This window comes from Enterobacter asburiae (assembly GCF_008080435.1).
GTDB lineage: Bacteria > Pseudomonadota > Gammaproteobacteria > Enterobacterales > Enterobacteriaceae > Enterobacter > Enterobacter asburiae_C.
The window spans coordinates 24,323-51,306 of record NZ_VRKN01000008.1 but is presented as its reverse complement, the minus strand read 5'-3'; the positions used below and the strand labels follow the sequence as shown (position 1 = coordinate 51,306).

The following is a 26,984-nucleotide window of genomic DNA, read 5'->3' as shown; positions in this document are numbered from 1 at the left end:
TAGGCCGACCACGGGCTGATTAAAATCGAAACAATTTGCCGATATTGTTCAAAAAAATAGAATGAAAGTGTGAGAGGTTAAAACGGAAACGCGATCAGCTCCACGCCCTCAGGCGTGACTTTGACCATGGAGCCTTCGGAATGCCAGGCCCCCAATACCACACGATGGGCCGGTTCGCCGTTGGCGATAAGGGAATGCACGTCAGGACGATGGGTATGACCGTGGATCAACCACTGAACGCCATGCTTTTCCATCACGCTTACCACGGCCTGCGGGTTCACGTCCATGATGGTCATGGATTTGCTGCTGTTGGCGGCTTTACTGCCCGCGCGCATTCTGGCGGCAATACGGTTGCGGATAAACAGCGGCAGAGCAAGGAACACCTTTTGGATCCACGGGGTGTGGACTTTGGCGCGAAACGCCAGGTAGCCGGTATCGTCGGTGCAGAGCGTGTCGCCGTGCATGATCAGGACCTTGCGACCATAGAGGTCGAGCACCTGTTCTTCCGGCAGCAGCGTCATGCCGCTTTCGCGGGCGTAGCGCTTGCCGATCAGAAAATCACGGTTGCCGTGAATGAAGTAGCAGGGGACGCCGGAATGTACCAGCGCGTTAATGGCAGCTGCCATTTCACGGTGCAGCGGGTTAGGGTCGTCGTCGCCAATCCAGGCTTCAAAGAGGTCGCCCAGGATGTACAGCGCATCGGCGCTTTTCGCTTCACCGCGTAAAAAACGCAGAAAACCGGCGGTGATCGCCGGTTCTTCTGTTTGCAGATGCAGATCCGCAATAAAGAGTGTTGCCACGAATTACTCGCTGACGGTCACGCTTGTAATCACAACGTCTTCTTTAGGAACGTCCTGGTGCATACCGCTGCGGCCAGTAGAGACGGCTTTGATCTTGTCAACCACGTCCATACCTTCAACCACTTCTGCGAATACGCAGTAGCCCCAACCCTGCAGGCTTTCGCCGGAGAAGTTCAGGAAGTCGTTGTCAGCCACGTTGATGAAGAACTGCGCGGTAGCAGAGTGAGGTGCCTGAGTACGCGCCATCGCCAGCGTGCCGCGGGTGTTTTTCAGGCCGTTGTTCGCTTCGTTTTTGATCGCTTCTTTGGTGGCTTTCTGGTTCATGCCAGGTTCGAAACCGCCGCCCTGGATCATAAAACCGTTGATCACGCGGTGGAAAATGGTGTTGTTGTAGAAACCTTCGCGGCAGTAGTCCAGGAAGTTTTTAACTGTTTCAGGCGCTTTGTCATCAAAGGTTTTGATTACGATATCGCCATGATTAGTGTGGAAAGTAACCATTTGTGCATCCTGTTCCGTTATTGTGGTACGTCGACCCGCGTTCGGGTCATCTATAGGGGCTTGTTATAGCATAACCACAGGATGCGATCACCTTGCATTGTGTGCTGCTTCGGGTTTGAATTACGGGTAGAATAACTGGTTTTCAACCACACACGTGTTTACATGGAATCTTCAATGTTAAAAATCTTTAATACAATGACGCGCCAGAAAGAGGAATTTAAACCTATCCATGCCGGGGAAGTCGGCATGTACGTGTGTGGTATTACGGTTTACGATCTCTGTCATATCGGCCATGGCCGTACCTTTGTCGCCTTTGACGTGGTGTCACGCTACCTGCGTTTTCTGGGCTATACCCTGAAATACGTGTGTAATATCACCGATATCGACGACAAAATCATCAAGCGCGCTAATGAAAACGGCGAAAGCTTCGTTGCGCTGGTGGACCGTATGATCGTCGAAATGCACAAAGATTTCGACGCCCTGAATATTCTGCGTCCGGACAGCGAGCCGCGCGCGACCCATCATATTCACGAAATCATTGAGATCACCGAAAAGCTGATCGCACGCGGTCACGCTTACGTTGCGGACAACGGCGACGTGATGTTCTCCGTGCCGACGGACCCAACCTACGGTGTGCTTTCCCGACAGGATCTGGATCAGCTCCAGGCCGGCGCGCGCGTTGACGTGGTTGACGTGAAGCGTAACCCGATGGACTTCGTGCTGTGGAAAATGTCCAAAGAGGGCGAACCAAGCTGGCCATCCCCGTGGGGCGAAGGCCGCCCGGGCTGGCACATTGAGTGTTCTGCGATGAACTGCAAGCAACTGGGCAAGCACTTCGACATTCACGGCGGCGGTTCGGACCTGATGTTCCCGCACCACGAAAACGAAATCGCGCAGTCCACCTGCGCTCACGGCGGCGAGTACGTTAACTACTGGATGCACTCCGGGATGGTAATGGTTGACCGCGAGAAGATGTCTAAATCGCTGGGTAACTTCTTCACCGTGCGTGACGTGCTGAAGTATTACGACGCGGAAACCGTGCGCTACTTCCTGATGTCCGGCCACTATCGCAGCCAGCTGAACTACAGCGAAGAGAACCTTAAACAGGCGCGCTCGGCGCTTGAGCGCCTGTATACCGCGCTGCGCGGTACCGACAGGTCTGTTCCTGCGGCAGGCGGAGAAGCGTTCGAAGCACGCTTTGTTGAGGTGATGAACGACGACTTCAACACTCCGGAAGCCTACTCGGTGCTGTTCGACATGGCGCGTGAAGTGAACCGCCTGAAGTCAGAAGATATGGCCGCAGCGAATGCGCTGGCATCCCATCTGCGTAAGCTCTCTTCCGTGATCGGCCTGCTGGAGCAGGATCCGGACGTGTTCCTGCAGAGCGGTGCACAGGCGGACGACGGCGAAGTGGCGGAAATTGAAGCGTTGATCAAAGCGCGTCTGGAAGCGCGTCAGGCGAAAGACTGGGCGGCTGCGGATGCGGCGCGTAACCGTCTGACCGAGATGGGCATTATTCTGGAAGACGGCCCGCAGGGAACGACCTGGCGTCGTAAGTAATTTTCCCCTCACCCTAACCCTCTCCCACAGGGAGAGGGAATTGTTAGGTTTTCTCCCTCTCCCACGGGGAGAGGGCCGGGGTGAGGGCATCAGCGAGCACGTTTTCTCCACCACAGCAACCCCATCAGCACTACCCCCGGCAGCCACACCCACAGCAGTTCTGAAATGATCACCTGATGCCCGTACGGCGTGGTATAGCGCGACAGCGCAAACGGCGCGACCTTAATGACCTGCCACGGCGCAAAGAAGCGTTCATCTGACCATGGCCACAGCCAGCCGACGCCTTTCCCGCCTGTTGTAATCGAATCCAGCAGGCTGTGCGACAGCAATGACACCGTTAAAAACAGCCAGCACCGCGTCAGGCTGGCCCGGAACCATCGTCGGCCAATCAGCACGCAAAGTATCGGCACCACAAAGGCGAACAGCAGGGAGTGGGTAAAGCCGCGATGGCCGAAAACATTGCCGTACGCGACGCCGAACTTGAACGCCAGCACGTCGGCATCCGGCAGCATGGCGAGGACAATCCCGGTAAACAGCAGGCGGGGAGGGATAACTTTGGTTCCCAGGCCTAAGCCCAGACACAGCGGAACAGCAGCGTGCGTAATAACGGTAGGCATTGACATTATCCATGGCAAATCATGGGAATATAGCAGTAATCCCGCGCTAGCAGACCCGTGCTAAATTCTGATTTTACGCCGACTCGCGCGCGATAAGCTGCCCGGAAAGCGTAATGCGCTGGGTTTGCAGCGTCGGCTCCTTCAGTGTGCGAATAATCAGCCCGGCAGCCTGACGCCCCGTCTCTTCGCTGGCGGACGAGACGTAGGTAAAGGACGGCGAGGTGAGATTAACGTGGAGCATATCTTCGAAACCGACCAGCGCGACCTGCTGCGTCAAAAACACATCTTTACCTACCGTTCGTCCTACCTGATGAATACCGGAGATGGAGCCGATCATGGCATCCGGCGAGTGGCAGAGCAGGGCGGTGATGGTGTTGTTTTTTTCCAGCAACTGGCGGGTGGCGAAACCCGCGGCCAGGGTGTCATCGCTGCAGGCCGGAGAGTATTCATCGCGCCAGACCAGCCCGTTCTGCGTCATCGCGCTGCGAAAACCGAGCAGGCGCTGCTCGCGGATAAGGCAGCCTTCACGTCCGCCAATGTAGGCGATATTGCGATGGCCGCGCTCGATAAGATAACGCACCGCCAGATTTGCCGCCTGACGGTTATCGCGCATCACCAGATTGCATTTTTCATCCAGCAGCGACTGAGAGACCACCACCAGCGGCAGCGGGCAGTGGCGAATCTGTTCCGGCAGGGCGGATGTGCGGGTATCCGAAGCCAGATAGATAACCCCGGCGACGCCCTGCTGCTTAAACGACAGCAGGCAGCGCTCAAGATGGTCATGGTCGTTCTGGGGCTGGCCGAGAAAAACCATATACCCCTGTTTTTCAAGATCCTGGACGATGCTCGCCATCACCTTGATGGAGAAACTGTCGCTAAAGTCACGGAGGATCAGGCCAATCAGATTGGACGTATTGGCGCGGAGGTTGGCAGCGGCGACGTTATGAACATAGCCCAGCGTATTGATGGCAGCGTTGACCTTCTCGATCGTTGCCTCTGAGATTTTCCCTTTCTGGCGCAAAACCAGCGATACGGTTGAGACCGAAACGCCCGCATGCTTTGCGACATCAATAATGCTGACTTTCTTCAAAACCGCTCCCTGAAATTCACCGATTATCAGTCAGATACGACAATGCGTCTCCCAGACTACAGGAGACGCGTCGTTGAGGCATCTTATTATTTGCCGATCATGGTGGACATGGTCTGGGCGATAAACTGTGCTCTGGCACCGAAAATCACCTGAATACCGTTGTCGCCGACGAAGACCACGCCGCGCGCGCCGAGTCCGTTCAGGCCGTCTTTATCAACCACCTCGCTTTTTGCCACTTCCAGACGCAGACGGGTGATACAGGAGCCGACAGAATCGATGTTATGCGCCCCGCCCAGCAGAGAGATGATCTCGGTCGCGAGTTCTGAATCAGACTTATCATCCGCGTTGGCGGTCACTTCAGTGCGGCCCGGCGTTTTCACGTCGAAACGACGGATCACAAAGCGGAACGTGAAGTAATAAATCAGGCCCATTGGAATGCCGATGATAATGGCATTCAGGAAGTTGGTCTTGTAACCGTTAAAGGACGGCAGGATCCCGAATGACAGATAGTCGATAAAGCCCGCGGAGAACGACTTGGCGATATGCGCATGCAGCAGATACATGGTCATGTAGGCCAGACCCGCCATGATGGCGTTAAAGACGTACAGGATCGGCGCCACGAAGATAAAGGTAAACTCGACCGGTTCGGTGATCCCCGTCAGGAAGCAGGTCAGCGCTGCAGAGAACAGAATACCGGCCGCGATTTTCTTATTCTTCGTATGGGCTTCGTGATACATCGCCAGGCACGCTGCGGGCAGCGCGAACAGCATCAGCGGGAATTCACCCTGCATGAACTTACCGGCGTTCTGGTAGGTATCGCTGCTGAAGGATTTCACCCCTTCCTCCAGCATCTTGAACCAGATGGTCTGGTCGCCGTGGATCACCTGGCCTGCCTGGGTGGTGTAATCCCCAAACGAATACCAGAAAGACGGATACCAGATATGGTGCAAACCGAGCGGGATCAGCGCGCGCTCCACCAGACCGAAGATAAAGGTCGACGCCGCCTGATTATCGCCGTTCACCACCACGGAGAGCGCGTCGATACCGGCCTGAATATGCTGCCAGACGTATGGCAGCAGCAGCCCCATCAGGAATGAGAGGAACGCCGTTGCAATGGCCACGAAGCGCTTACCGGAGAAGAAGCCCAGAAACTCCGGCAGCTGCATGGTGTGGAAGCGGTTATAGCACCAGGCCGCGAGAATACCGCAGATCAGGCCGCCGAAGACGCCCATCTGCAGCGTCGGGATGCCGACGACCATGGCGTATTTCCCACCCTGAGAGGCCATTTCCGGCGTTATGCTCAGCACGGTGCTGATGGTGATATTCGTGACAAACACCGAAACTGCCGCGGATAGCGCCGCAATACCGGATTCTGATGCCAGACCCACAGCAGAGCCAATGGCAAACAGCATCGGCAGATTATCAAAAATAACCCCACCTGCGTTCATCATCAGCGGCAGATGGAACTTATCGCCGAAGGCCAGCAGCAGGCCCGCAGCGGGAAGCAGTGAAATTGGCAGCATTAAGGCGCGACCAATCATCGATAACTTAGACAGCGATTTAACAAACCCTGATATCAGACTCATGCTGATTTCCCCCGAGTAGCGCTTTTTTTGGCGCTGTTATTGTAAGTAGAACGTTTTAGTAGAACGTTCTACTTATCGTGGGCAAAGTGTGAAAAACGCGCAACTGAATTTTCACGTTTCAACAGATGAAATAGTGATTATTTGAAGTTGATCGATAAATAACCGTGATGGGTGTGAGGGGATTTTTTATCCCCTCTCCCTGTGGGAGAGGGTTAGGGTGAGGGCATCAGACGGCTCAGGCCGTAACCGTCACGCTCTGTCCTTCAAAGCTCACGGTCTGACCCGCGACAATCTTGCAGCGCTTGCGCGTTTCCACCGCGCCGTCCACTTTAACCCGCCCGTCGGCAATGACGATTTTCGCCTGCGCGCCGCTTTCGCTCCAGCCTTCCAGCTTGAGCAGATCGCATAGCTCAACGTGTGGGTGTTTGCCTAATGAAAATGTGGCCATCTTACGCGTCCTCTACGTCGTGGTACTCTTCGCACGCCTGCAGCGTATTCTGAATCAACGTTGCTACGGTCATCGGGCCTACGCCGCCCGGTACTGGGGTAATGTAAGAGGCGCGCGCGGCGGCATCTTCATACACCACGTCGCCGACCACTTTGCCGCTTTCCAGACGGTTGATCCCGACGTCCACGACGATCGCACCCTCTTTAATCCACTCGCCCGGAATAAAGCCCGGCTTACCGACCGCGACGATCAGCAGATCGGCGTTCTCGACGTGGTGACGCAGGTTTTTGGTGAAGCGGTGGGTAACGGTGGTGGTGCAGCCGGCCAGCAGCAGCTCCATGCTCATCGGGCGGCCCACGATGTTGGACGCACCGATAACCACGGCATTCAGACCGTAGGTGTCGATGTTATAACGCTCCAGCAGCGTCACAATGCCGCGCGGCGTGCACGGGCGCAGACGCGGCGCACGCTGGCACAGGCGGCCAACGTTGTACGGGTGGAAACCGTCCACGTCTTTATCCGGTGCGATACGCTCCAGCACCTTCACGTTGTCGATACCTGCTGGCAGCGGCAACTGAACCAGAATACCGTCGATTTCTTTATCGGCATTCAGGGTGTCAATAAGTTCCAGCAGTTCTGCTTCGCTGGTGGTTTCCGGCAAATCGTAAGAGCGGGAGACGAAGCCCACCTCTTCACACGCTTTGCGTTTGCTGCCGACATAAATCTGCGATGCCGGGTTGCTACCAACCAGCACAACGGCCAGCCCGGGGGCGCGTTTTCCGGCTGCTTTACGCGCCTTCACTTTTTCCGCGACCTCAGAGCGCACCTGCTGCGCAATCGTTTTACCGTCAATAATCTTTGCTGCCATCAGAGAGAAGATTCCGTCTGTAACGTTTGAAAGGGGGGATGGCGTGTATTTTGTCAGAAGCGAGCGTCGCTGTCAGTCACCCTTTACGAGTTTTCATCAGGGAGGCGCAAAAACCCTTCTTAGGGGATGGTCAATTTCTTAGGCGGGATTAGGATGTGACCTGGCGAAATGGCAGCGTTTTGACATATTTAAAAATCACTTCCTGAGCTACTTTGTCTCCTCCGAAATAAGCTTTCAATTAATCAATTGAACGTATTTCTTATTCCCGATTATTCGCGGGAAGGGTTATTTACATTTTAAAGGAATAGACATGAAACTCAGCAACATTGCTTCTACTGTTATTGCTACTTTGGCCCTGGTTGCGGGTGCCGCAAATGCAGCAGATCCTGCTGCGCCGGTTTCCGTAAATGGCGGTACCGTACATTTTAAAGGTGAACTGGTTAATGCGGCTTGTTCAGTAAATACTGATTCTTCCGAGCAGACCGTTAATCTGGGTCAGTATCGTACCGCGAAATTTACCAAAGTGGGCGACACCACCTCGAATATTCCATTCAACATTGAACTGAATGATTGCGATCCGCTGGTTGCCAAAACTGCAGCTGTTGCGTTCACCGGTCAGATCGACCCAACCGACAAAACCCTGCTGGCAGTGACCTCCGGTAACAACGACAACACCGCGAAAGGCGTGGGTATCGAGATCCTCGACAGCAAATCCAGCGTTCTGACCCCAGACGGCGCGACCTTCTCTGCTGCGCAGACGCTGATCGAAGGGACGAACACCCTGCAGTTCACCGCGCGTTACAAATCAACGGCTGCGACTACCGAGCCAGGCCAGGCGAACGCTGACGCCACCTTCGTAATGAAATACGAGTAATTCCTCCGCACAGGGATGTTCAGGCCTCAGGGACGAGGCCCGCCATACGCTAATGCCAGGAACGAAGGATGACAAGGACTGGAACACTACTGCTGTTAACCCTTGCGATGGCTTGCCCGGCATCGGCGCATACCGTGGTGATCGAAGGTGGCAAGGTTCATCTCCGGGGTGAACTGGTGAACGGCGGCTGCGCCGTGGCGCCCGACAGCCAGAATATGCGCATCGATATGGGGCAGTACCGAACCAATTCATTTTCCGGTGTGGGCAGTTTTTCCACGGTGAATGTGCCTTTCACCGTGCGGCTGCTGGACTGCAGCGTTGATGTTTCGCGCACCGTGGGGATCCAGTTTCAGGGCGTCACACCCGCAGAGGATCCGCAGGTCTTTCTGGCGACATCGCGGCCGGGTGAAACACCTGTCAGCAGCGGCGTTGGGCTGGCGCTCTTTGACGAACAGCAGCGTCAGATTATCCCAAACGCCACAGCCGTCAGCTGGCTGCCGATCGATACCCGCGAGCTGGCGTTCCATTTTAGCGCCCGCTATCGGGCTATTTCTGAACACCTCGAGCCAGGCAAAATTCAGTCGGATGTCTGGTTTACGTTGATTTATCCATAACACCTGCGAACACATTATTAAAGGTACGGTTGTGATGAATACCCTAATTAAACCAGGACTTTTTTTATCGTTTATTTTGATGATGGTTTCTGCCTGCGCAAATGCGTCCGGCGGTATTGCGCTGGGAGCCACGCGCGTTATTTATCCGGCAGAGGCGAAGCAAACATCGCTGGCGATCACCAACAGCAACAAACAGGAACGCTATTTAATTAACGCGTGGATCGAAAATGCGAACGGGCAAAAAGAAAAAACCTTTGCCGTCACCCCGCCCCTGTTTGTTAGCGAGCCGAACAGTGAAAACACGTTGCGTATTATTTACGCCGGGCCGGCGCTGCCTGCCGATCGCGAATCGCTCTTTTACATGAACGTGAAGGCGATCCCGTCAGTGAACAAAGCGAAAACGGAAAACAGTAACGTGCTGCAGCTGGCGATCCTCTCACGCATCAAGCTGTTTGTGCGCCCGAACAACCTGGCGATGCAGCCGGAAGAGGCGCTTTCCCAGCTGCGGTTTGAGCGCGTGGGCACCCATCTCAAAGTCAGCAACGCCTCCCCGTATTACATCACCCTCGTCAATCTGAAGCTGGGCGGGCAGACGCTGGATAACCTGATGGTTGCGCCGAAAAGCTCGGCTCAGCAGGTGCTGCCAGCCGGTGCCAGCGGTACGCTTTCCTGGCAGAGCGTGAATGACTACGGTGCCATCACCCCGGCGCGTAGCGTCAACCTGTGAGCAGAGTCAGGGCGATGAAAAACCACCAGGGACGTTACTGCCCGGTTGCACTGGCGCTGATGGCTGCGCTCTGGCCGCAGGCTGGCTGGAGCGAAAGTTATTTCAACCCGGCCTTCTTGTCCGACGACACCGCCAGCGTGGCGGATTTGTCGCGTTTTGAGCAAGGACACCAGCAGGCACCCGGCGTTTATCGCGTGGATATCTGGCGTAACGATGAGTTTATCGGTACCCAGGACGTGCGTTTTGAGCAGGCCGAAAACACGCCGCCGGTGGCGGGCGGTTTGTCGCCGTGTATTACGCGCGCGATGCTCGATCGCTTTGGCGTCAATGTCGCGGCGTTTCCCGAGCTGGCTAAGGTGCAGGGTGAGACCTGCGTTCCGTTGACCACGGCCATACCCGGCAGCGAAACAGTATTCAACTTTGCCTCACAGCGTTTGAACGTCAGCCTGCCGCAGGTGGCGTTGCAAAACAGCGCCCGGGGCTATATTCCGCCTGAACAGTGGGATGAAGGCATCCCCGCCGCACTGGTGAACTACAGCTTCTCCGGTAACCGGGGAAGCGAAGACGACAGCTATTACCTCAACCTGCAAAGCGGGTTGAACTATGGCGCCTGGCGTTTACGTAACAACGGCGCCTGGCGGTACACGCAGAATAACGGGCAGCGGCACAGCGAGTGGCAGAATATTGGCACCTGGGCGCAGCGCACCGTCATCCCGCTTAAAAGTGAACTGGTGCTGGGCGACAGCAATACCGGGAATGACGTCTTCGACAGCATGGGTTTTCGCGGTGGACGGCTTTTCTCGTCTGACAGCATGTACCCGGACAGCCTGCAGGGCTACGCGCCGACCGTGCGCGGGATCGCCCGTACGCCCGCCAAAGTGGTGGTTCGCCAGAATGGCTACGTCATCTATCAAAGCTATGTCCAGCCGGGCGCATTTGCCATTACCGATCTTAACCCGACCTCCTCAAGCGGTGACCTGGAAGTCACGGTCGAAGAGAAAGACGGCACCCAGCAGCGCTATACCGTGCCGTACTCCACCGTGCCGCTCCTGCAGCGTGAAGGGCGCTGGAAGTACGACCTCGTCGCGGGGGATTACCGCAGCGGTAACAGCGATCAGGATACGCCGTTCTTCACCCAGGGCACCCTGATTACCGGTCTTGCCAACGGTTACACGCTCTACGGCGGGACACAGCTGGCGTCACGCTATACCGCGGTGGCCGTCGGGGCCGGAAAAAACCTGGGTGACTGGGGCGCGGTTTCGCTCGATATCACCCATGCCCGTAGCCAGCTCGCGGACGACAGCAAGCATGAAGGGCAGTCTCTGCGCTTCCTCTACGCGAAATCCCTTAACGGCTTCGGCACCAACTTCCAGCTGCTGGGCTATCGCTACTCCACGAAAGGGTTTTACACCCTCGACGATGTCGCCTGGCGCTCAATGGAAGGCTATCAGTATGCCGATAGCCAGAACGATAACGATGTGCCGGACGTGCAGAGCTACCACAACCTGACGTGGAATAAAAAAGGCCGCTTCCAGCTCAACGTTTCTCAGTCGCTGGGGGACTATGGCTCGGTCTATATCTCCGGTAGCGAGCAGACCTACTGGGGAACAGACGAGACCAACCTCTGGTACCAGCTGGGCTACGCGGGAGGCGTGAAGGGGATTAACTACTCCGTCTCGTGGTCGTGGAACAAATCCGTTGGAATAGACGGTACCGACCGGATCGCGTCGTTTAACGTCTCCGTGCCATTCAGCCTCTTTACCCGTCAGGGCTATCGCCGGGACAGCGCGATTGACCGCGCCTATGCTACGGCATCCGCCAGCCGAAACAGCGATGGCGACACAAGCTGGCAAACCGGCGTCAGCGGAACGCTGCTGGAGGACCGCAACCTGAACTACAGCGTGACCCAGGGACACGCCAGCACCAATGGCTCAAGCGGAAGCGCCAGCGCCAACTGGCAGGCGACCTACGGCACGCTGGGCGTGGGCTACAACTATTCCCGCGACCAGCACGATCTCAACTGGCAGCTCTCCGGTGGGGTGGTCGGCCACGCCGACGGCGTGACCTTCAGCCAGCCGCTGGGCGACACTAATGTGTTGATCAAAGCGCCGGGGGCATCAGGCGTCAGTATTGAAAACCAGACCGGTGTGAAAACCGACTGGCGAGGCTACGCGGTCATGCCGTATGCCACCGTCTATCGTTACAACCGCGTGGCGCTGGATACCAATACCATGAGCAACAACACCGATATCGAAAACAACGTAAGCAGCGTGGTGCCGACCAAAGGCGCGCTGGTACGCGCCAGCTTCGATACCCGCATTGGCGTGCGCGCCCTGCTGACGGTGATGCGCGGTAACCAGCCGGTGCCGTTCGGCGCGGTGGTCCGTGAAACCCGAAGCGGCGTGACCAGCATGGTGGGTGATGACGGGCAAATTTACCTGAGTGGGCTGCCGCTGGAAGGCGAACTGCTGATCCAGTGGGGCGACGGGGCGAAGTCCCAGTGTCGCGCACCTTACAGCTTGTCTGAACAGAGCCTGCAACAGGCAATCACACTTAAGGGGATCAGCTGTGATTAAAACCCAAATCTTTGCCTTGTCGCTTCTGGCGTTACTGCCCGCGACAAACGCATTAGCGACCGTGTGCGTCAATGAAAAAGGTGTGCCGACGGAGGTGCATTACGACCTGACGGATAAATTCAATAGCTCAAATAACCAGGTCGGGCAGGTCGTGACGCTCAGCGAGAAGTCGCAGTGGGTAGGGGTGAATGCCGTCTGCCCGAAGGGCACGACCGGGAATACCACCAAGCGCAGCTATGTGACGGATTACCCGATCACCGGGACCAGCGATGGCTACCAGTATCTGAAGCTTAACGACTATCTGGACGGGGCCATGAAAATCACGGACAGCTATGCTGGCGTGTTTTACCCGCCAAAAAGCTATATCCAGATGGGGAGCCATCCTAACGTCTCCAAAAACAAACCGTTTGGGGTTCAGGACTCCAGTCTTGTTTTCCGTCTTAAAGTGACCCGGCGTTTTATTAACATGGTGGTGATCCCGCGTGCCACTATGTTCCGCGTTTACGTCACCACCACCTCCTCCGATCCGTTAACCACGCCGGTCTATACCATCAGCTACAGCGGAACCATCCAGGTGCCGCAAAGCTGCGCCATTAATGCCGGTAACGTGGTGGAGTTTGATTTCGGTGACATTGGTGCCTCCTTGTTCAGCAAGGCGGGCGTGGGTAACAAGCCGGAGGGGGTCTCATCGCAAAGCAAAACCATCGCGATCAAATGCACCAACGTGGAGGCGAACGCCATGCTGACGATGCGCGTCGAGGCAGAAAAAGTCTCTGATAATGTGCTGGTGTCGGATAACCCGGATGTGGGGTTCATCATTGCCAACGAGAGCGGGGCGCCGCTCACGCCCAACAACCTGACAAGCAAAATTCCGTTCCGCCTCGACGACAGCGCGCAGGCGCAGGTGGGGATCCGGGTCTGGCCGGTGAGCGTGACGGGCAATAAGCCAGCGGAAGGGCGTTTCACCTCCCGCGGGTATTTGCGCGTGGATTACGACTAAGGAGCCAATATGCGAAACGGGATCCGTTTTATCACCGTGGCGCTCTTTGCGCTTTGCACACAGGCTCAGGCGGACACCGCGTTGGGCGAGATTAACATTCGGCTCTACGGCAATATCGTCGATTTTACCTGCGTTGCCGAGGGCAGCGACAGCGACAAGACCGTCACGCTGGGCACCTGGCCCACGAAACAGCTCAGCACCACCGGGAGCCGCACGCAGCCCATGCCGTTTACGCTGAAGCTGACCGGCTGTCCGCCGGGCGCGGCGTCTATTACGTTTTCGGGTAAAGCCGACGGGAGCAACAACGGCTTGCTGGCGCTGAATGACGCCAGTACAGCAAGTCATGTCGCCGTCGAGATCAGGGATGCGGATAAAACGCGTCTGGCTCTCCAGCAGGCCAGCCAGCCGGTCTCGGTTGATGCGCAGGGGAATGCGATTCTGTCATTTTATGCCAATTATATTGCCACTGCCGATAACCCTCAGCCCGGACGGGCCGATGCGGATGCCACCTTCATGATTAACTATAATTAGCACTGACCGCACTCCCTGCAGCTCAGATAAGCTGCAGGGAGTGAATTCAGGTTATAGCAGTTCGTGGGCTTTGGCGTAATCAATTAATTCCACGATGCTTTGCACGCCCAGTTTGGAATAAATATTAGATTTATGCGCGCTAATGGTCTTGTTGCTTAATAGTAGCTGTTCAGCAATTTCCTTGTTGGATAATCCATTCGCCAGATACCGTAATACCGTAACCTCGCGATTTGATAATGGCATATCTGCTACCATCCCTTTCCCTGAACCCAAATGGTTTATAAAGTTCAGCGTTTCCGACGGGAAAAAAGAATAGCCCATCAGGATCATTTCTACGGCGTTGTAGATCTCCCCTAAATCTTTTCGTTTACTGACGAAGCCATTTGCCCCGGCGCGAATAGCGCGACCCGCGTAAAATAACTCTGATTTAGACGAGAGGAACAGAACCTTAATGTTTTTGTTTAAGTTTCTGATTCTTTTAAGTAAAGCGAAAGCATCCGTGCCCGTGAGTTCAATGTCAAGGATCACCAGATCGATAGGGTGATTGCGGATACAGTCAAGGACTTCATGGCTATCGCCAGACTTGAGCTTGACTGTGATATTCTTATTTTTCTGTAGCAGGACTTCTATCGACATTCTGACGATAGGATGTTCGTCCATAATGATAACGGATGCCGGTTTCATTTTTAATGCCTCAGATTGTTAAAAGCGTTATGCAGAGTTTGGTAAAACTCTCGAAATGCCGGAAGGATATAATGTGCAGATCCCTATACCGTAGTATTTCCCTGGAAAGAGCGAAAGCATCCTTGTTTACGTAATGAAAAGAACTATGCCTCAGCGCGGTCATCTCATTTGGCTGGTGTTGGCAAAAAGGTTTTTCTTATTCAGATTTGGTACGCATCTTATTATACAGGGTAAGTTTTTTCCGAAAACCCTGTAAATTAATATCCGCGCATGGGTTTGTATTATCTTCTGGATCTGAATCGCTATTTTTTTAAAATTAGCGGAAATATCCTATTATCTCATTTACCGCATATTTTCATCTTTATGTAATAACAAAAAATAACAGATATCTCTGTATGTTGATCAATTGTTAACGGAAATGCGCATCTTTTTAAGGGGGAAACCCACGACGGTAAGGTCAAAAATTGCCCTCGCAGGCCGTCAGACCTTCATCTGAAAGTGTTTGTGTTGACCCGGATAACGGCGTCTGGTGCACAGGAGAACATGCTACCCGCTTCGCTTTTTACTCCTGGCAGTTGTCGCGAAGCTGCTTGTTTTTACATCATTATCATCTTGTTAACGCCTTCTGAATTCACTTAACGGATGGAGGAAAGTGCTGCCGTTCCGTTAATCTGTGGCATTTCACAAGGTTCGCTCCCATAAATTAGGAATAGTTATAATTTCGAATTTATTGTTAAAAATTAACATTATTGCAACGCAGATGGTAAGTAAATTCCTAAACCGCTTTAGGAAATAAGGGGTTAGGACGTGAGTGAAAACGTGCAGTCTGAGAGGTTATTAAGAAGATGCAGCAATTCCTGGCGATGGCTTAGCCCCAGTTTCAGCAGGATGCAACTGAGACGATAGATAATGCGGCTATAGGGCCGATTCTGCATAAGGGCAATCTGACGCAATGTCTTGCCCCGTGAGAGCTCCTGCAGGATGGGCCATTCATTGCGCGAGAACCAGTCTTTGTCGGAACCCTGCGGGGCGCGAGTATCGAGCAGGCTGTGCTGGAGCGCAGCGGCGTTCAGCTGACGTTCGAGCACATGAAAGGGACCTGCCGCTTTGCAGAAGAGGCGGGTGTCGTAATTATCGGCCCGGACCAACAGCCAGGGCGTCAGGAACGGAGGAAACAGGCTATGCCGCCTTAATTGATCCAGTTTATCCAGAAGCCCCGTGGACCGGCTTTCAATATCGACGACCAGACGGGCTGAGGGCCACTGTGTCTGAGCGACAAGGGCGTCGTCCAGCGTGGCGTAGTCGCAGCAGCTGCTCAGGGGGTACTGCCCGTTGAGAAATCCGGTGCGCAGGTAGTGATCCTCCGTCACCAGAATGATAAACGGGGCGTCTGTTTTGCGGGGCTGGCTGATGGACTGGCTCAAAAATTCGAGCCGGTCGAAAAAGGGGGGAGCAAAAGGTGAGCGCGTAAATCCCAGTGCATCACTTCCTGTACGCCGCCGCCGGTAACGGCGCACTGTCATTCGCATGGTCTCCCTCCTGGAAATGGCTTTTTAATCCTCCGGCCATGTCCAGGACGGCCAGTAATATCCCTGGCCGAGGTCTGCGCCTGCCTGCAGTGCCCAGGTACAATCGCGTTCAGTCTCAATACCTTCGATAAGCACTTTCCCGGCAAGCTGAAAGCAAAGGGAAACCAGTTGCCTCAGCGCAGGGGTATCGCGTAAACGCCAGAATGCTTCCTTATCAATTTTGATGCCGGTTAACGGGAGTCGGCAGGATAAAAACGACCGTACTAAGACGTCATCCACGTCATCCAGCCAGATAGCGTGTCCATGTCTGCTAAGTTGCTGCAGATTCTGAACGACATGCTGCTTCTGCGCGACGGACAGCGCCAAAAAGGACGCGAGGTCGACAATCTCAATATTGAGCGGCACGCCTGGCATTCGGATAAGTCGCTGAAAAGACGCAGGCTCTGTCAGGACGGTTATCGGCAGATTAATAAAAAGGTTATGACCGTGCGGCGTATTTTTTAACGCGGCAAGCTGTGCTTCAAGCAGCGTTATCGACCAGTCTGCGGATCGATCGCAAAAAAAGTCCTCGCTGTGCCGCGTGTCGGACAGAACGCTAAGTACCTCCACGCCTACCTGGCGCAAGGAGGAAAGGGCGACGATGGGCTCAAGCTTTATGCCGACGATGTCCTGAGAAATGTACTGTAACCGGGGGGGCGTATCGATCAGGTTTTGCGCTGTCACTCCATTGTCCTGTTGTCTGTCAGCCTCCAGGCGGCCGGGATACCTGACTCTAGTGTGACGAGCTGACCTTCAGGAAAACAGCAGGCGTTACTTAAATGCAACTAAGCCTTTTCGCAGCGCTAAATTTTACGGTGAAACAAAGGGGGATGTTGAGAAAATAGCCGTATTTACAATCGGCTAGCGGTAATTGCCGTTGAAAGCGGAAAAGGCATTGACTCACCTGCCATTGACCGTATAATTCTTCGCGTTTCACCGCCGCGAAGTTCACGCTTCTCAGTGCGCCCTTAGCTCAGTTGGATAGAGCAACGGCCTTCTAAGCCGTAGGTCGTAGGTTCGAATCCTACAGGGCGTGCCATTTCATTTCATAGAGTTACGCCTCCTTCACATCCTCCTGATTTCCGTTGTGGGACATATTTGGGACATCGACCCTAAAATTGAGTCACTTTGTTTTGCATGCTCAGTTAAATGGTTCGGTGACAGGTGAGCATATCGACGGACCATGTCGATACTTTCCCATCCGCCCATTCCAGTCCCATTCACTATTGTACATACCGGTCATGAAGGACATTTATGTGGTATCTACTCGCAACTTCGCTTGCCGCACTTTCCCTTAATAAAAGCCTGGCTTACCTGATGCTGGGATTAACGGCATTTCTCGGCTGGAAACAGAGTATTCTTGACGCCCCGGCGCTGCTGGTTATTGCATCAATCGTTGTTGGCTGGTCTGTTGTTGAATGGCTACGTAATAAAAATAATAAATATACTTATCTGGTCGAAGGCCTGTGCGTGGTCATCGCCGTTGCCCTGGTTCTGCATGTGATCCCGGGCTTCCATAACCCCAAAGTGCTGGATGTTGTCGTCGTTGGTCCCCAAAGCATACCGTTCAGTATGTACTTTAATATGGACAAGGCAGTGGTGCCGTTCTTTTTAATTACGTGCATGCCAACGTTATTCGTAGCAAAACCCCTCTATAAAGCTGGCAAGCTCGGCTGGGGAATATTGGTTCTTGCGATACCCGCGCTGTTACTTCTGGCTGTTGCGTTGGGCGGACTTAGAATTGAGCCGCATGCGCCAGAATGGTTCGCTCAATTTGCCCTTGCGAATATTTTCTTCGTCTCTTTGGCCGAGGAAGCCTTGTTCAGAGGCTACCTGCAGCAACGCTTGTCGCAGATTATTCATCCTGTTGTCGCGCTGTTGATTACCTCAGTCATCTTTGGGCTGATGCATTATAGCGGCGGTTTCCTACTGATTATTTTTGCCAGCCTCTCCGGCATAATTTACGGCCTGGCGTGGATGTGGAGCGGTAAGCTCTGGGTTGCAACGTTATTCCATTTTGGGCTGAACTGCGTGCATTTATTGTTCTTCACCTATCCGATGTATGCCCGCCACGCGGCGATGTGATGCATTTTCACATCCCCCGCCTGGCGGGGTTTTTTATACGCGCGGTACGCGCAGAAAAAAATGTTCACAGGTGCACCAGAATAAATAGAAGGCTAATTAATTTCATTGCGTTCAGAATTAAGGTTTTCTTAATCTTTAATTTTTCCATTTTTTAAATCTGGATTTTTATCATTCCAAACTCCGCAATAATGAAATTTTACACTTTTACGCGTAAACTTGATTGATACTAATTATCATTAGCGTTGTTGTATGCTTTAATCCTGTCCCACAAAGCTATGAGCCGTTAATCCCGTTGGTCTATTAAGGATATGTTCATGAATTCTCGCCTGCTGTCCTGCTTCTCGCTTGCCTTGTTGTCTTCATCCCTTTTCCTTTCCACACAATCGGTTGCCGCCGATAACAACGAAGGTATCGTTGTTTATAACGCGCAGCACGAAAACCTGGTGAAGTCGTGGGTTGACGGTTTTACCAAAGAAACCGGCATTAAAGTCACTCTGCGTAATGGCGATGACAGCGAGCTGGGTAACCAGCTGGTTCAGGAAGGCAGCGCGTCACCGGCAGACGTATTCCTGACGGAAAACTCGCCATCAATGGTGCTGGTGGATAATGCAAACCTGTTTGCACCGCTGGATGCAGATACCCTGAAGCAGGTACCGGCAGAATATCGTCCGGCGCACGGTCGCTGGATCGGCATTGCCGCCCGCAGCACGGTATTTGTGTATAACCCGGAAAAGCTGAACGAACAGCAGCTGCCTAAATCGCTGATGGATCTGGCAAAACCCGAGTGGAAAGGCCGCTGGGCGGCATCACCGTCAGGCGCGGATTTCCAGGCCATCGTGAGTGCGATGCTGGCTCTGAAAGGCGAAAAGGCCACTCTGGAATGGCTCAAGGCGATGATAGCCAATTTCGTAGCCTATAAAGGCAACAGCACGGTGATGAAAGCCGTCAATGCCGGTCAGATTGATGGCGGCGTGATTTATCACTACTACCGTTTTGTCGACCAGTCCAAAACCGGTGAAAACAGCAAAAACACCCAGCTCTACTACTTCAAACACCAGGATCCGGGCGCGTTCGTAAGCCTCTCTGGCGGCGGCGTGCTGGCGTCCAGCAAACACAAAGCGCAGGCGCAGGCCTTCATCAAATACATTACCGGTAAAGAAGGTCAGGAAAGTCTGCGTACCAACAATGCCTTTGAGTATGCAGTGGGCGTGAATGCGGCCTCAAACCCGAAACTGCTCCCGCTGAAAGATCTTGATGCGCCGAAAGTTGAACCTTCAACGCTCAACAGTAAAAAAGTTATCGAACTGATGACGCAAGCCGGTCTGCTGTGATCCTGAAAGTTAAGTGAACGTCTTATGTCTGGTCTGAGTCTCGACATCGGAAAAAACAGAGTGCAGGAGCCTGCCCGCAGGCGTCCTGCACTGCCGATGGTTGCGTTAGCTGTGTTGTTTTCATTAATGGCGCTTCTGCCTTTGGGTTTTATCATTGCCATTGGCATTGAGACCGGCTGGGAAACCATTAAGGCGCTGGTGTTTCGCCCGCGTGTTGCTGAGCTACTCAGCAACACGCTGTGGCTGACGGCTTTAGCGGTTCCGCTGTGTATCGTGACGGGCGTGGCAATAGCCTGGCTCACTGAGCGCACGCAGCTTGCCGGGCGAGGGATCTGGTCTGCACTGGCGGTCGCCCCGCTGGCGATTCCGGCGTTTGTGCAAAGCTATGCCTGGGTAAGCGTTGTCCCGTCCATGCACGGGCTCTCCGCGGGCGTGTTCCTCTCCGTTCTTGCCTACTATCCGTTTATCTATATGCCGGTTGCGGCGGTGCTGCGTCGCCTTGACCCGACGCTTGAAGATGTCGCCGCTTCACTGGGGACGCCGCCGTGGCGGGTCTTTTTCCGCGTAGTGCTGCCCCAGCTCAAGCTGGCTATCTGCGGCGGCGCGCTGCTGGTGGCGCTGCACCTGCTGGCGGAATATGGCCTGTACGTGATGATCCGCTTTGATACCTTCACCACGGCAATCTATGACCAGTTCCAGTCTACCTTCAGCGGCCCGGCGGCGAACATGCTGGCGGGCGTGCTGGCCTTGTGCTGTCTGGCTATCTTAATGCTGGAAGGCGTAACGCGCGGAAAAGCACGTTACGCGCGCATTGGCGCCGGTGCCGCGCGTGAACAGAAACGCTGGCCGCTGAAGCCTGCGGCCGCCGCGCTGGGTCAGCTGTTTTTCATCGTGCTGATCGTGCTGGCGCTGGGCGTGCCGCTAATTGTCCTGTGTCGCTGGATTTGGCTCGGCGGCGTGCAAAACTGGATGAGTCCCGATCTCTGGCACTCGCTGCGCCAGACGCTGATGCTCGGCGTGGGCGGAGCACTCCTGACGACGGCGTGCGTGATCCCCATTGCGTGGCTCGGTATCCGCTATCCGCACCGTATCTTCCGGATGCTGGAAGGGTGCATCTATATCACCAGTTCACTGCCGGGTATTGTCACGGCGCTGGCGCTGGTCACCGTCACCATTCATTACGCCCGTCCTGTTTACCAGACGGAAATTACCCTGTTCCTGGCCTACCTGCTGATGTTTATGCCCCGTGCGCTCATCAACCTGCGGGCGGGGATTGCTCAGGCGCCGGTCGAGCTGGAAAACGTGGCGCGCAGTCTGGGCAGCACGCCCGCGAAGGCGCTCTGGAGCGTCACGATGCGGCTGGCCGCACCGGGTGCGGCGGCGGGTGCCGCGCTGGTGTTCCTCGGCGTCAGCAACGAGTTGACCGCCACGCTGTTGCTCTCTCCACTGGGCACGCGCACGCTCTCGACCGGATTTTGGGCGCTGACCAGTGAAATTGACTATGTTGCCGCCGCGCCTTACGCGATGCTGATGATCCTGATTTCACTCCCGCTGACCGCCATTCTCTATATGCAGTCGAAAAAAATTGCAGGGCTATGACATGCTTGAATTAACCGCCATTTCTAAATCGTTTTCTGATGTGCAGGTGCTCGACAGCTTAAACCTGAGCGTTGCGCCGGGGAGCAGGACGGCGATTGTCGGGCCGTCCGGGTCGGGGAAAACCACGCTGCTGCGTATTCTTGCCGGGTTCGAAACGCCTGACACGGGGCGCGTTGTCATGCAGGGGAGTACGCTGTTTGATGAAAACAATTTTGTTCCCGCTCACCTGCGCCGGATCGGTTTTGTCCCTCAGGAGGGTGCGCTGTTCCCGCACCTCAATGTGGCAGACAACATTGCCTGGGGACTGGACGGTACCCGCCACGAGAAGCGCCAGCGCGTTGAGGCGCTGATGGAGATGGTCTCTCTGGACAGGCAGCTCGCAACGCACTGGCCCCATGAGATTTCCGGCGGACAGCAGCAGCGCGTGGCGCTTGCCCGTGCGCTGGCCCAGCGTCCTTCCCTGATGCTGCTGGATGAACCGTTCTCGGCTCTGGATACCGGCCTGCGCGCGATGACGCGTAAGGCAACGGCCGATCTGCTGGCCGAAGCGGGCGTGGCCTCGATTCTGGTCACCCACGATCAGAACGAAGCGTTGTCCTTTGCCACGCAGGTTGCCGTCATGCGCTCCGGACGCTTCACACAGGTCGGTACGCCTTATGACGTCTACACCCGTCCCGTTGACGAAGAGACGGCGCTGTTTCTTGGCGATGCCGTGATCCTGCCTGCTCAGCTCGCTGCCGGGTATGCCGTGTGCGCGCTGGGTGAAGTGCCGACTGACAACGCGCATGCGACAGGGCAGGGCAGGGTAATGATGCGCCCTGAACAATTACGCGTGACGGCATGTGCAGCACATGAAAGCCCGATCTCAATTCTTGATGTGGACTTCACCGGCCAGCTGTCGACGCTCACCCTGGGATTAGCCGGGCAGCAGCAGCCTGTGATTCTGAAGACCGTAAGCCAGCCTGGATGGAACCCGGGCACGGCGGTACGCATTGATATTGCTGGCACCGCGCGTGTATTCGAATATTCTTAATATTCGTTAGTAATTTCATGCAACGGGTTGTTATAAAAGAATTTTCCTGAATGTATGGCATTTCCTGAGATTCTCTACCATGCTCATAAAACCTCACCACAATGCGTGAGGTTTTTCGTAGTTGCTGATTAATCTCAAGGAAAAAGGTTATGAAAAAGACGACTGCTATTTTGTTGGGAACGGCGTTACTGTTTACAACCAATGCTTTTGCTGCTCAGTTGCTGACTAAAAGCGAGTTCAAGAAAGTTGCATCTCAGTATAAAAAAATCGGTACGGTAAACACCTCGAATGAAGTATCGATTGATGATGCAAAAAAAGAACTGATTGAGAAAGCCGATAAGAAAGGCGCGGATGTCCTGGTGCTCACTTCAGGGAACACCAACAATAAAATTCACGGTACGGCCAATATTTACAAGAAAAAATAACGTCATTGCAGCCACCCCCAATGCGGGGTGGCTGTGCTTCATCTTCCCTCGCCTCGCCTTCTTTGACGGACAGGTGGCGAACCGCACACCTTTAAGGTCTCGGTTGGCTACGCGTTTTAAGCGTTCCATCTCGTTATCCGGGGCAGGGATGCCCCAATCCCTTGCTACCTCCAGCATGAAGTGTTAAAACGTGCCCCTTCTAAAAAAGAGACAGGGGTAGGACGTGAAAGACGCGTCATCCGCTTCAGGCCATGGTAGCGCTGAAGCCTCGTCGGATCAGAATCCGACGCTGCAACGTGGTTTGCAAAATCGACATATTCAGTTAATTGCCCTTGGCGGCGCGATCGGTACCGGGCTGTTTCTCGGCATCGGCCCCGCTATTCAGATGGCTGGCCCGGCGGTCCTGCTGGGTTACGCTATCGCCGGGATTATCGCCTTCCTGATCATGCGCCAGCTTGGCGAGATGGTCGTTGAAGAGCCGGTTTCAGGCTCCTTCGCGCACTTTGCTTATAAATACTGGGGCCCGTTTGCAGGCTTCCTGTCCGGCTGGAACTACTGGGTAATGTTCGTGCTGGTAGGGATGGCGGAGCTGACCGCCGCAGGCATTTACATGCAGTACTGGCTGCCGGATGTCCCGACGTGGATCTGGGCGGCGGCCTTCTTCATCATTATTAACGCCGTTAACCTCGTCAACGTGCGCCTGTATGGCGAAACCGAGTTCTGGTTTGCGCTGATCAAGGTGCTGGCGATTATCGGGATGATCGGCTTTGGCCTGTGGCTGCTGTTCTCCGGCCACGGCGGCGAGCGCGCCACGATTGACAACCTGTGGCAGCACGGCGGCTTCCTCGCCACCGGCTGGAAAGGGCTGATTCTCTCCCTGGCAGTGATCATGTTCTCCTTCGGTGGATTAGAGCTGATTGGCATTACCGCTGCGGAAGCGCGCGACCCGCATAAAAGCATTCCAAAAGCGGTCAACCAGGTGGTGTACCGGATTCTGCTGTTCTACATCGGCTCGCTGGTGGTGCTGCTGGCGCTCTATCCGTGGGTGGAAGTGAAGTCCGACAGCAGCCCGTTCGTGATGATTTTCCATGACATGAACAGCAACCTGGTGGCCTCGGCGCTGAACTTCGTCATTCTGGTGGCGTCTCTTTCGGTTTATAACAGCGGCGTTTACTCCAACAGCCGCATGCTGTTTGGCCTCTCCGTACAGGGCAACGCGCCGAAGTTCCTCACCCGCGTCAGCCGTCGCGGCGTGCCGGTGAATTCCTTGTTCCTTTCTGGTGCTATCACCTCGCTGGTGGTGTTGATCAACTATCTGCTGCCGAAAGAGGCCTTTGGCCTGCTGATGGCGCTGGTTGTCGCCACGCTGCTGCTGAACTGGATCATGATCTGCCTGGCGCACCTGCGATTCCGCGCCGCGATGCGCCGCAAGGGACGCGAGACGCAGTTCAAAGCGCTGCTTTACCCGGCGGGGAACTACATCTGTATCGCGTTCCTGGGGCTGATTCTGGTGCTGATGTGCACCATGGATGAGATGCGCCTGTCGGCGATGCTGCTGCCGGTGTGGGTTATCTTCCTGTTTGTAGCATTCAAGTTATCCCGAAAAAAGTGATCTGCTTTTCTCCCTCTCCCTGTGGGAGAGGGCCGGGGTGAGGGCACCAGAGCGCACTTGCCTTCACGCCCGGTGTCCGAAACAGATTATCTGGCGATGACGCCCGCCAGGGCGCGAATATCGTTCCCGGTCGGGGACTGGTGAATACGCAACCCAAATTCATCCACCACCGCGAAAATATGGTCGAAAATGTCGGCCTGAATCTCCTCATATTCTGCCCAGACCACCGTGTTGGTGAAGGCATATATTTCAATCGGCAAACCATTCGCGTCAGGCGCTAACTGGCGCACCATCAGCGTCATATCTTTGCGAATACGGGGATGGTTGCGCAGATATTCATTCAGGTAGGCGCGGAAGGTGCCAATATTGGTCATCTTACGCAGGTTTAATACCGACTCCCCTTCACCGTTCTTCTGATTCCACAGGTTAATTTCCTCATGTCGCGCGGCCAGATAGGGCTTCAGCAGTTTCGCCTGAATGAGTTTCAGCTGTTCCTGCTCGTCGAGAAAGTGAATGCTGGTGGTATCAATATTCAGGCTGCGCTTAATGCGTCGCCCGCCAGAGGCAGACATGCCGCTCCAGTTAATAAAGGCGTCGGAGACCAGGGCCCACGTCGGAATGGTCGTAATCGTATTATCGAAGTTGCGCACTTTAACGGTGGTCAGACCGATGTCCGTCACCGTGCCGTTGGCACCGTATTTTGGCATCTCCAGCCAGTCGCCGAGCTTGAGCATGTCGTTGGCGGAAAGCTGAATACCCGCCACAAGTCCGAGTATCGGGTCTTTAAACACCAGCATCAGAACGGCGGCCATGGCACCCAGACCGCTTATCAGAATAGCCGGAGACTGGCCGATCAGCAGGGAGATAATCAATATCCCCACGAGGATGGCGCTCACCAGCTTGATGCCCTGGAAGATCCCTTTCAGCGGCAACTGTGATGCGGTGGCCATTTTCTGCGACAGATTAAAAATCACGTCCAGCAGCGAGAAGAAGGAGAGCAGGGCATATACCATGACCCACAGCTTTGCGCAGGTAGTGAGAATTTCCGCCGCTTCGCTGCCTTTTTGCAGCCACAGAACCGCCTGGACGTTGACGATTATCCCCTGAAGGGTGAAGGCCAGACGGTGAAATAATTTATTCTGGGTAATGATCTGCAACCATAAATGGCTGCTGGCCTGCGCGCGTTTTTCAAAAGCGCGAAGCACCACTTTGTGCAAAATAAAATGAACAATGATGGCGGTAAGAAAAATAATCCCAAAGATAATCACTAAAGAGGTGGTGTGATTAATTTCAATGCCTAACTCTTCGACCTGAGCAATTAATTCCTGCATAACGTCTCCTGTATTGATGCAGCCCCATAATGGCGGCTGCGGATCTATTATGCAAATTTCACGGGCTTATTTGGTGGCCTGGCAGACCTTTACCACCGGCAGACACAGGCTATGGCGTATGCGCAGTGTCGCCAGGGCAAGCACTACCATCATAGCCGTTTCCACCATCAGGAAGACGTTAACCGCCTGGGTGTAATCCCCGTGATGGTTCTGCAGCGCGTGGAGCAAGATCGCCCCGAAAATGGCCGGACCCAGCCCCAGCGCGGCCTGCTGCAGCGTGCTGAGAATGGCACTCGCGGCCCCCGCGTCGTCAGGCTGAATGTCGCGCATCCCGATGCGGTAGAAGCTGTTCACGATCAGCGCCTGCCCGTAGCCTATCAGCCCGGTCGCGGGCGCGAGCGTCAGCGCGGTGTTGTTCATGCCCCACAGCCGGAACGTTGCCATCAGCGCCAGCAGGCCGGCAATCTGGATCGCCAGACCCGTCAGCAGAATGGTACTGGTGCTGTAGCGAGCAATCAGACGCGGCGCGAACCACGCGGAGATAAAATAAGTCACCCCAAGGGCGATAAAACTGTTTCCGGACTGCCACGGTGCCATCCCCAGACCAGTTTGCATGGTGAGCGCCATACAGAACATAAACCCGGACCAGACGCTGAAAAAGAGCATCGCAATCAGTATGCCAAAGCGAACGCTGCGAAGCTGCAGCAGGCGCGGCGGGATCAGCGGGTGAGCATTATCACGCTCCTTTTTGCGTGAATTCAGCGCCATCAGCCAGGCCAGCGGAATAATGGCGAGAAGCATAACTTTCAGCGGCCACGACCAGTGCCACTGGGGGCCGAGCGCCATCGGGAACAGCAGGCAGCAAAGAATGATCGCCAGTAGCACGGTGCCCGTCCAGTCGATGCGTGACCGCGTCTCGCGACGGGTTTCGGGTACGAAATGGCGACTCAGCGCCAGCACCACCAGACAGATCGGTACATTGATAAAGAAGGCGTTACGCCAGCCCAGCCCGGCGATATCTGCCGATACCAGCCAGCCGCCGCCCATTTGTCCTACGATAAACGCAATCCCACCGATGCCGCCAAACAGGCTGATGGCTTTTGCGTGGGCGGTACCTTTCAGCGTCACGTGCAGGGTGGCAAGAATTTGCGGCATGATCAGAGCCGCCCCCGCACCCTGAACAATACGTGCGGCCAACAGCTGTTCAATGTTCCCCGCCATGCCACACAGCAGCGAGGCCAGGCCAAAGCTCGCCACACCCCACATGAACAGACGCCGACGGCCAAAGTTATCCCCCAGCTTGCTGCCGAGCGCGAGGCAGACGGCAAAGGCCACGCCGTAGAGGGCGACAATCAACTCCAGCTCGGTGGCGGTAGCGTGCAGTGAATGGGTGATGGCGTCCAGCGCCACATTGGTGATTGAGGTATCAATCATGGGCAGCATCTGGCCGGTTAGCAGCAATATCAGGCCAGCACGACCCGGTGAAACAACTGACGTATTCATGGTAACTCCATTGCGTCATTCATC

At 54.9% G+C, this 26,984-nt stretch carries 25 protein-coding genes, 1 tRNA gene and 1 pseudogene; 14 read left to right on the top strand and 13 right to left on the bottom strand.

Annotated elements, in window-relative coordinates:
- Window positions 1–77 precede the first annotated feature (77 nt).
- Both lpxH and ppiB read right to left on the bottom strand, forming a co-directional pair.
- A complete protein-coding gene (gene lpxH / locus FU672_RS15955) occupies window positions 78–800 on the bottom strand; it encodes a UDP-2,3-diacylglucosamine diphosphatase (RefSeq protein WP_148243970.1) in 723 nt (240 codons plus the stop codon).
- Between the two features lie 3 nt (window positions 801–803).
- Window positions 804–1,298 carry a peptidylprolyl isomerase B gene (gene ppiB, locus FU672_RS15950; protein WP_023334762.1) on the bottom strand — a complete coding sequence of 165 codons (495 nt, stop codon included), beginning with the start codon at window positions 1,296–1,298 and terminating at the stop codon, window positions 804–806.
- Between the two features lie 174 nt (window positions 1,299–1,472).
- Here ppiB and cysS point away from each other — a divergent pair, with 174 nt between their 5' ends.
- Window positions 1,473–2,858 (top strand): cysteine--tRNA ligase, encoded by a 1,386-nt coding sequence (gene cysS / locus FU672_RS15945; RefSeq protein WP_148243968.1) that lies wholly within the window; start codon window positions 1,473–1,475, stop codon window positions 2,856–2,858.
- 89 nt (window positions 2,859–2,947) lie between these two features.
- Here the strand turns inward: cysS and FU672_RS15940 are convergent, their stop codons facing one another.
- The 5 genes from FU672_RS15940 to folD form a co-directional block, all read right to left on the bottom strand.
- Window positions 2,948–3,475: a metal-dependent hydrolase gene (locus FU672_RS15940; RefSeq protein ID WP_148243967.1), complete on the bottom strand. Its 528-nt coding sequence runs from the start codon at window positions 3,473–3,475 to the stop codon at window positions 2,948–2,950.
- A 73-nt stretch (window positions 3,476–3,548) separates the two neighbouring features.
- Complete coding sequence (malI, locus tag FU672_RS15935; protein WP_148243965.1) at window positions 3,549–4,565, bottom strand: Mal regulon transcriptional regulator MalI; 1,017 nt, start codon at window positions 4,563–4,565, stop codon at window positions 3,549–3,551.
- An 86-nt stretch (window positions 4,566–4,651) separates the two neighbouring features.
- On the bottom strand, window positions 4,652–6,151 hold the full coding sequence (locus tag FU672_RS15930; RefSeq protein ID WP_148243963.1) for a PTS transporter subunit EIIC: 1,500 nt from the start codon (window positions 6,149–6,151) through the stop codon (window positions 4,652–4,654).
- Between the two features lie 235 nt (window positions 6,152–6,386).
- Window positions 6,387–6,599, bottom strand: coding sequence for a ribosome-associated protein YbcJ (gene ybcJ, locus FU672_RS15925; protein WP_010428256.1), 213 nt, complete (start codon window positions 6,597–6,599; stop codon window positions 6,387–6,389).
- 1 nt (window position 6,600) lies between these two features.
- A complete protein-coding gene (gene folD / locus FU672_RS15920; protein WP_045328445.1) occupies window positions 6,601–7,467 on the bottom strand; it encodes a bifunctional methylenetetrahydrofolate dehydrogenase/methenyltetrahydrofolate cyclohydrolase FolD in 867 nt (288 codons plus the stop codon).
- Between the two features lie 310 nt (window positions 7,468–7,777).
- Here folD and fimA point away from each other — a divergent pair, with 310 nt between their 5' ends.
- The 6 genes from fimA (at window position 7,778) to sfmF (ending at window position 13,789) form a co-directional block, all read left to right on the top strand.
- Window positions 7,778–8,341 carry a type 1 fimbrial major subunit FimA gene (gene fimA, locus FU672_RS15915; protein WP_148243961.1) on the top strand — a complete coding sequence of 188 codons (564 nt, stop codon included), beginning with the start codon at window positions 7,778–7,780 and terminating at the stop codon, window positions 8,339–8,341.
- A gap of 68 nt (window positions 8,342–8,409) precedes the next feature.
- A complete protein-coding gene (gene fimI, locus FU672_RS15910; RefSeq protein WP_023310642.1) occupies window positions 8,410–8,955 on the top strand; it encodes a type 1 fimbrial protein subunit FimI in 546 nt (181 codons plus the stop codon).
- Window positions 8,956–8,989: 34 nt separating this feature from the next.
- Window positions 8,990–9,682 carry a type 1 fimbria chaperone FimC gene (gene fimC / locus FU672_RS15905; RefSeq protein ID WP_148243960.1) on the top strand — a complete coding sequence of 231 codons (693 nt, stop codon included), beginning with the start codon at window positions 8,990–8,992 and terminating at the stop codon, window positions 9,680–9,682.
- 14 nt (window positions 9,683–9,696) lie between these two features.
- Window positions 9,697–12,258, top strand: coding sequence for a fimbrial biogenesis usher protein (locus FU672_RS15900; protein ID WP_148243958.1), 2,562 nt, complete (start codon window positions 9,697–9,699; stop codon window positions 12,256–12,258).
- The gene (gene fimH, locus FU672_RS15895) at window positions 12,251–13,258 is read left to right on the top strand and encodes a type 1 fimbria D-mannose specific adhesin FimH (protein ID WP_148243956.1); all 1,008 of its coding nucleotides are present in this window, start codon (window positions 12,251–12,253) and stop codon (window positions 13,256–13,258) included. Before FU672_RS15900 ends, fimH begins: the two co-directional genes overlap by 8 nt.
- A 9-nt stretch (window positions 13,259–13,267) precedes the next feature.
- Window positions 13,268–13,789 (top strand): fimbria assembly protein, encoded by a 522-nt coding sequence (gene sfmF / locus FU672_RS25140; protein WP_148243953.1) that lies wholly within the window; start codon window positions 13,268–13,270, stop codon window positions 13,787–13,789.
- Window positions 13,790–13,840: 51 nt separating this feature from the next.
- On the opposite strand, the gene fimZ is transcribed toward sfmF, so the two are convergent.
- From fimZ to FU672_RS15870, 3 genes are all read right to left on the bottom strand, one after another.
- The gene (fimZ, locus tag FU672_RS15885) at window positions 13,841–14,473 is read right to left on the bottom strand and encodes a fimbria biosynthesis transcriptional regulator FimZ (RefSeq protein WP_148243952.1); all 633 of its coding nucleotides are present in this window, start codon (window positions 14,471–14,473) and stop codon (window positions 13,841–13,843) included.
- An 800-nt stretch (window positions 14,474–15,273) separates the two neighbouring features.
- Window positions 15,274–16,002, bottom strand: coding sequence for a helix-turn-helix transcriptional regulator (locus FU672_RS15875; protein ID WP_148243950.1), 729 nt, complete (start codon window positions 16,000–16,002; stop codon window positions 15,274–15,276).
- 24 nt (window positions 16,003–16,026) lie between these two features.
- The gene (locus FU672_RS15870) at window positions 16,027–16,725 is read right to left on the bottom strand and encodes an EAL domain-containing protein (RefSeq protein WP_148243948.1); all 699 of its coding nucleotides are present in this window, start codon (window positions 16,723–16,725) and stop codon (window positions 16,027–16,029) included.
- Between the two features lie 278 nt (window positions 16,726–17,003).
- Between FU672_RS15870 and FU672_RS15865 the strand changes: the two genes are divergently transcribed.
- Window positions 17,004–17,080, top strand: a tRNA-Arg gene (locus FU672_RS15865).
- A gap of 15 nt (window positions 17,081–17,095) precedes the next feature.
- Here FU672_RS15865 and FU672_RS25135 read toward each other — a convergent pair.
- A pseudogene (locus FU672_RS25135) lies at window positions 17,096–17,250 on the bottom strand (integrase); the annotation flags it as partial.
- Between the two features lie 45 nt (window positions 17,251–17,295).
- On the opposite strand from FU672_RS25135, the gene FU672_RS15860 reads away from it, so the two are divergent.
- The 6 genes from FU672_RS15860 to pheP all read left to right on the top strand — a co-directional run bounded on the left by FU672_RS15860 (window position 17,296) and on the right by pheP (window position 24,126).
- Complete coding sequence (locus FU672_RS15860; protein ID WP_148243947.1) at window positions 17,296–18,126, top strand: CPBP family intramembrane glutamic endopeptidase; 831 nt, start codon at window positions 17,296–17,298, stop codon at window positions 18,124–18,126.
- Window positions 18,127–18,440: 314 nt separating this feature from the next.
- The gene (locus FU672_RS15855; RefSeq protein ID WP_148243946.1) at window positions 18,441–19,457 is read left to right on the top strand and encodes an iron ABC transporter substrate-binding protein; all 1,017 of its coding nucleotides are present in this window, start codon (window positions 18,441–18,443) and stop codon (window positions 19,455–19,457) included.
- 24 nt (window positions 19,458–19,481) lie between these two features.
- A complete protein-coding gene (locus FU672_RS15850) occupies window positions 19,482–21,056 on the top strand; it encodes an ABC transporter permease (protein WP_187360820.1) in 1,575 nt (524 codons plus the stop codon).
- Between the two features lies 1 nt (window position 21,057).
- Window positions 21,058–22,089: an ABC transporter ATP-binding protein gene (locus FU672_RS15845; protein ID WP_148243945.1), complete on the top strand. Its 1,032-nt coding sequence runs from the start codon at window positions 21,058–21,060 to the stop codon at window positions 22,087–22,089.
- A 149-nt stretch (window positions 22,090–22,238) separates the two neighbouring features.
- Entirely contained in the window at window positions 22,239–22,514 is a 276-nt protein-coding gene (gene yahO, locus FU672_RS15840; RefSeq protein ID WP_063145209.1) for a DUF1471 family periplasmic protein YahO, read from the top strand.
- A 223-nt stretch (window positions 22,515–22,737) separates the two neighbouring features.
- Window positions 22,738–24,126, top strand: a complete 1,389-nt coding sequence (pheP, locus tag FU672_RS15835) for a phenylalanine transporter (RefSeq protein ID WP_148243944.1) — start codon at window positions 22,738–22,740, stop codon at window positions 24,124–24,126.
- An 86-nt stretch (window positions 24,127–24,212) separates the two neighbouring features.
- Here pheP and FU672_RS15830 read toward each other — a convergent pair whose 3' ends face one another.
- Entirely contained in the window at window positions 24,213–25,457 is a 1,245-nt protein-coding gene (locus FU672_RS15830; protein ID WP_148243943.1) for a mechanosensitive ion channel family protein, read from the bottom strand.
- A gap of 66 nt (window positions 25,458–25,523) precedes the next feature.
- Complete coding sequence (locus tag FU672_RS15825; RefSeq protein ID WP_148243942.1) at window positions 25,524–26,960, bottom strand: MFS transporter; 1,437 nt, start codon at window positions 26,958–26,960, stop codon at window positions 25,524–25,526.
- Window positions 26,961–26,984 lie beyond the last annotated feature (24 nt).

Coding starts and splice junctions, on each gene's coding strand:
- ppiB (WP_023334762.1), bottom strand. CDS start 1,298: ATGGTTACTTTCCACACTAATCATGGCGATATCGTAATCAAAACCTTT.
- cysS (WP_148243968.1), top strand. CDS start 1,473: ATGTTAAAAATCTTTAATACAATGACGCGCCAGAAAGAGGAATTTAAA.
- FU672_RS15940 (WP_148243967.1), bottom strand. CDS start 3,475: ATGCCTACCGTTATTACGCACGCTGCTGTTCCGCTGTGTCTGGGCTTA.
- FU672_RS15930 (WP_148243963.1), bottom strand. CDS start 6,151: ATGAGTCTGATATCAGGGTTTGTTAAATCGCTGTCTAAGTTATCGATG.
- ybcJ (WP_010428256.1), bottom strand. CDS start 6,599: ATGGCCACATTTTCATTAGGCAAACACCCACACGTTGAGCTATGCGAT.
- folD (WP_045328445.1), bottom strand. CDS start 7,467: ATGGCAGCAAAGATTATTGACGGTAAAACGATTGCGCAGCAGGTGCGC.
- fimA (WP_148243961.1), top strand. CDS start 7,778: ATGAAACTCAGCAACATTGCTTCTACTGTTATTGCTACTTTGGCCCTG.
- fimI (WP_023310642.1), top strand. CDS start 8,410: ATGACAAGGACTGGAACACTACTGCTGTTAACCCTTGCGATGGCTTGC.
- fimC (WP_148243960.1), top strand. CDS start 8,990: ATGAATACCCTAATTAAACCAGGACTTTTTTTATCGTTTATTTTGATG.
- FU672_RS15900 (WP_148243958.1), top strand. CDS start 9,697: ATGAAAAACCACCAGGGACGTTACTGCCCGGTTGCACTGGCGCTGATG.
- sfmF (WP_148243953.1), top strand. CDS start 13,268: ATGCGAAACGGGATCCGTTTTATCACCGTGGCGCTCTTTGCGCTTTGC.
- fimZ (WP_148243952.1), bottom strand. CDS start 14,473: ATGAAACCGGCATCCGTTATCATTATGGACGAACATCCTATCGTCAGA.
- FU672_RS15875 (WP_148243950.1), bottom strand. CDS start 16,002: ATGCGAATGACAGTGCGCCGTTACCGGCGGCGGCGTACAGGAAGTGAT.
- FU672_RS15860 (WP_148243947.1), top strand. CDS start 17,296: ATGTGGTATCTACTCGCAACTTCGCTTGCCGCACTTTCCCTTAATAAA.
- FU672_RS15855 (WP_148243946.1), top strand. CDS start 18,441: ATGAATTCTCGCCTGCTGTCCTGCTTCTCGCTTGCCTTGTTGTCTTCA.
- FU672_RS15850 (WP_187360820.1), top strand. CDS start 19,482: ATGTCTGGTCTGAGTCTCGACATCGGAAAAAACAGAGTGCAGGAGCCT.
- FU672_RS15845 (WP_148243945.1), top strand. CDS start 21,058: ATGCTTGAATTAACCGCCATTTCTAAATCGTTTTCTGATGTGCAGGTG.
- yahO (WP_063145209.1), top strand. CDS start 22,239: ATGAAAAAGACGACTGCTATTTTGTTGGGAACGGCGTTACTGTTTACA.
- FU672_RS15830 (WP_148243943.1), bottom strand. CDS start 25,457: ATGCAGGAATTAATTGCTCAGGTCGAAGAGTTAGGCATTGAAATTAAT.
- FU672_RS15825 (WP_148243942.1), bottom strand. CDS start 26,960: ATGAATACGTCAGTTGTTTCACCGGGTCGTGCTGGCCTGATATTGCTG.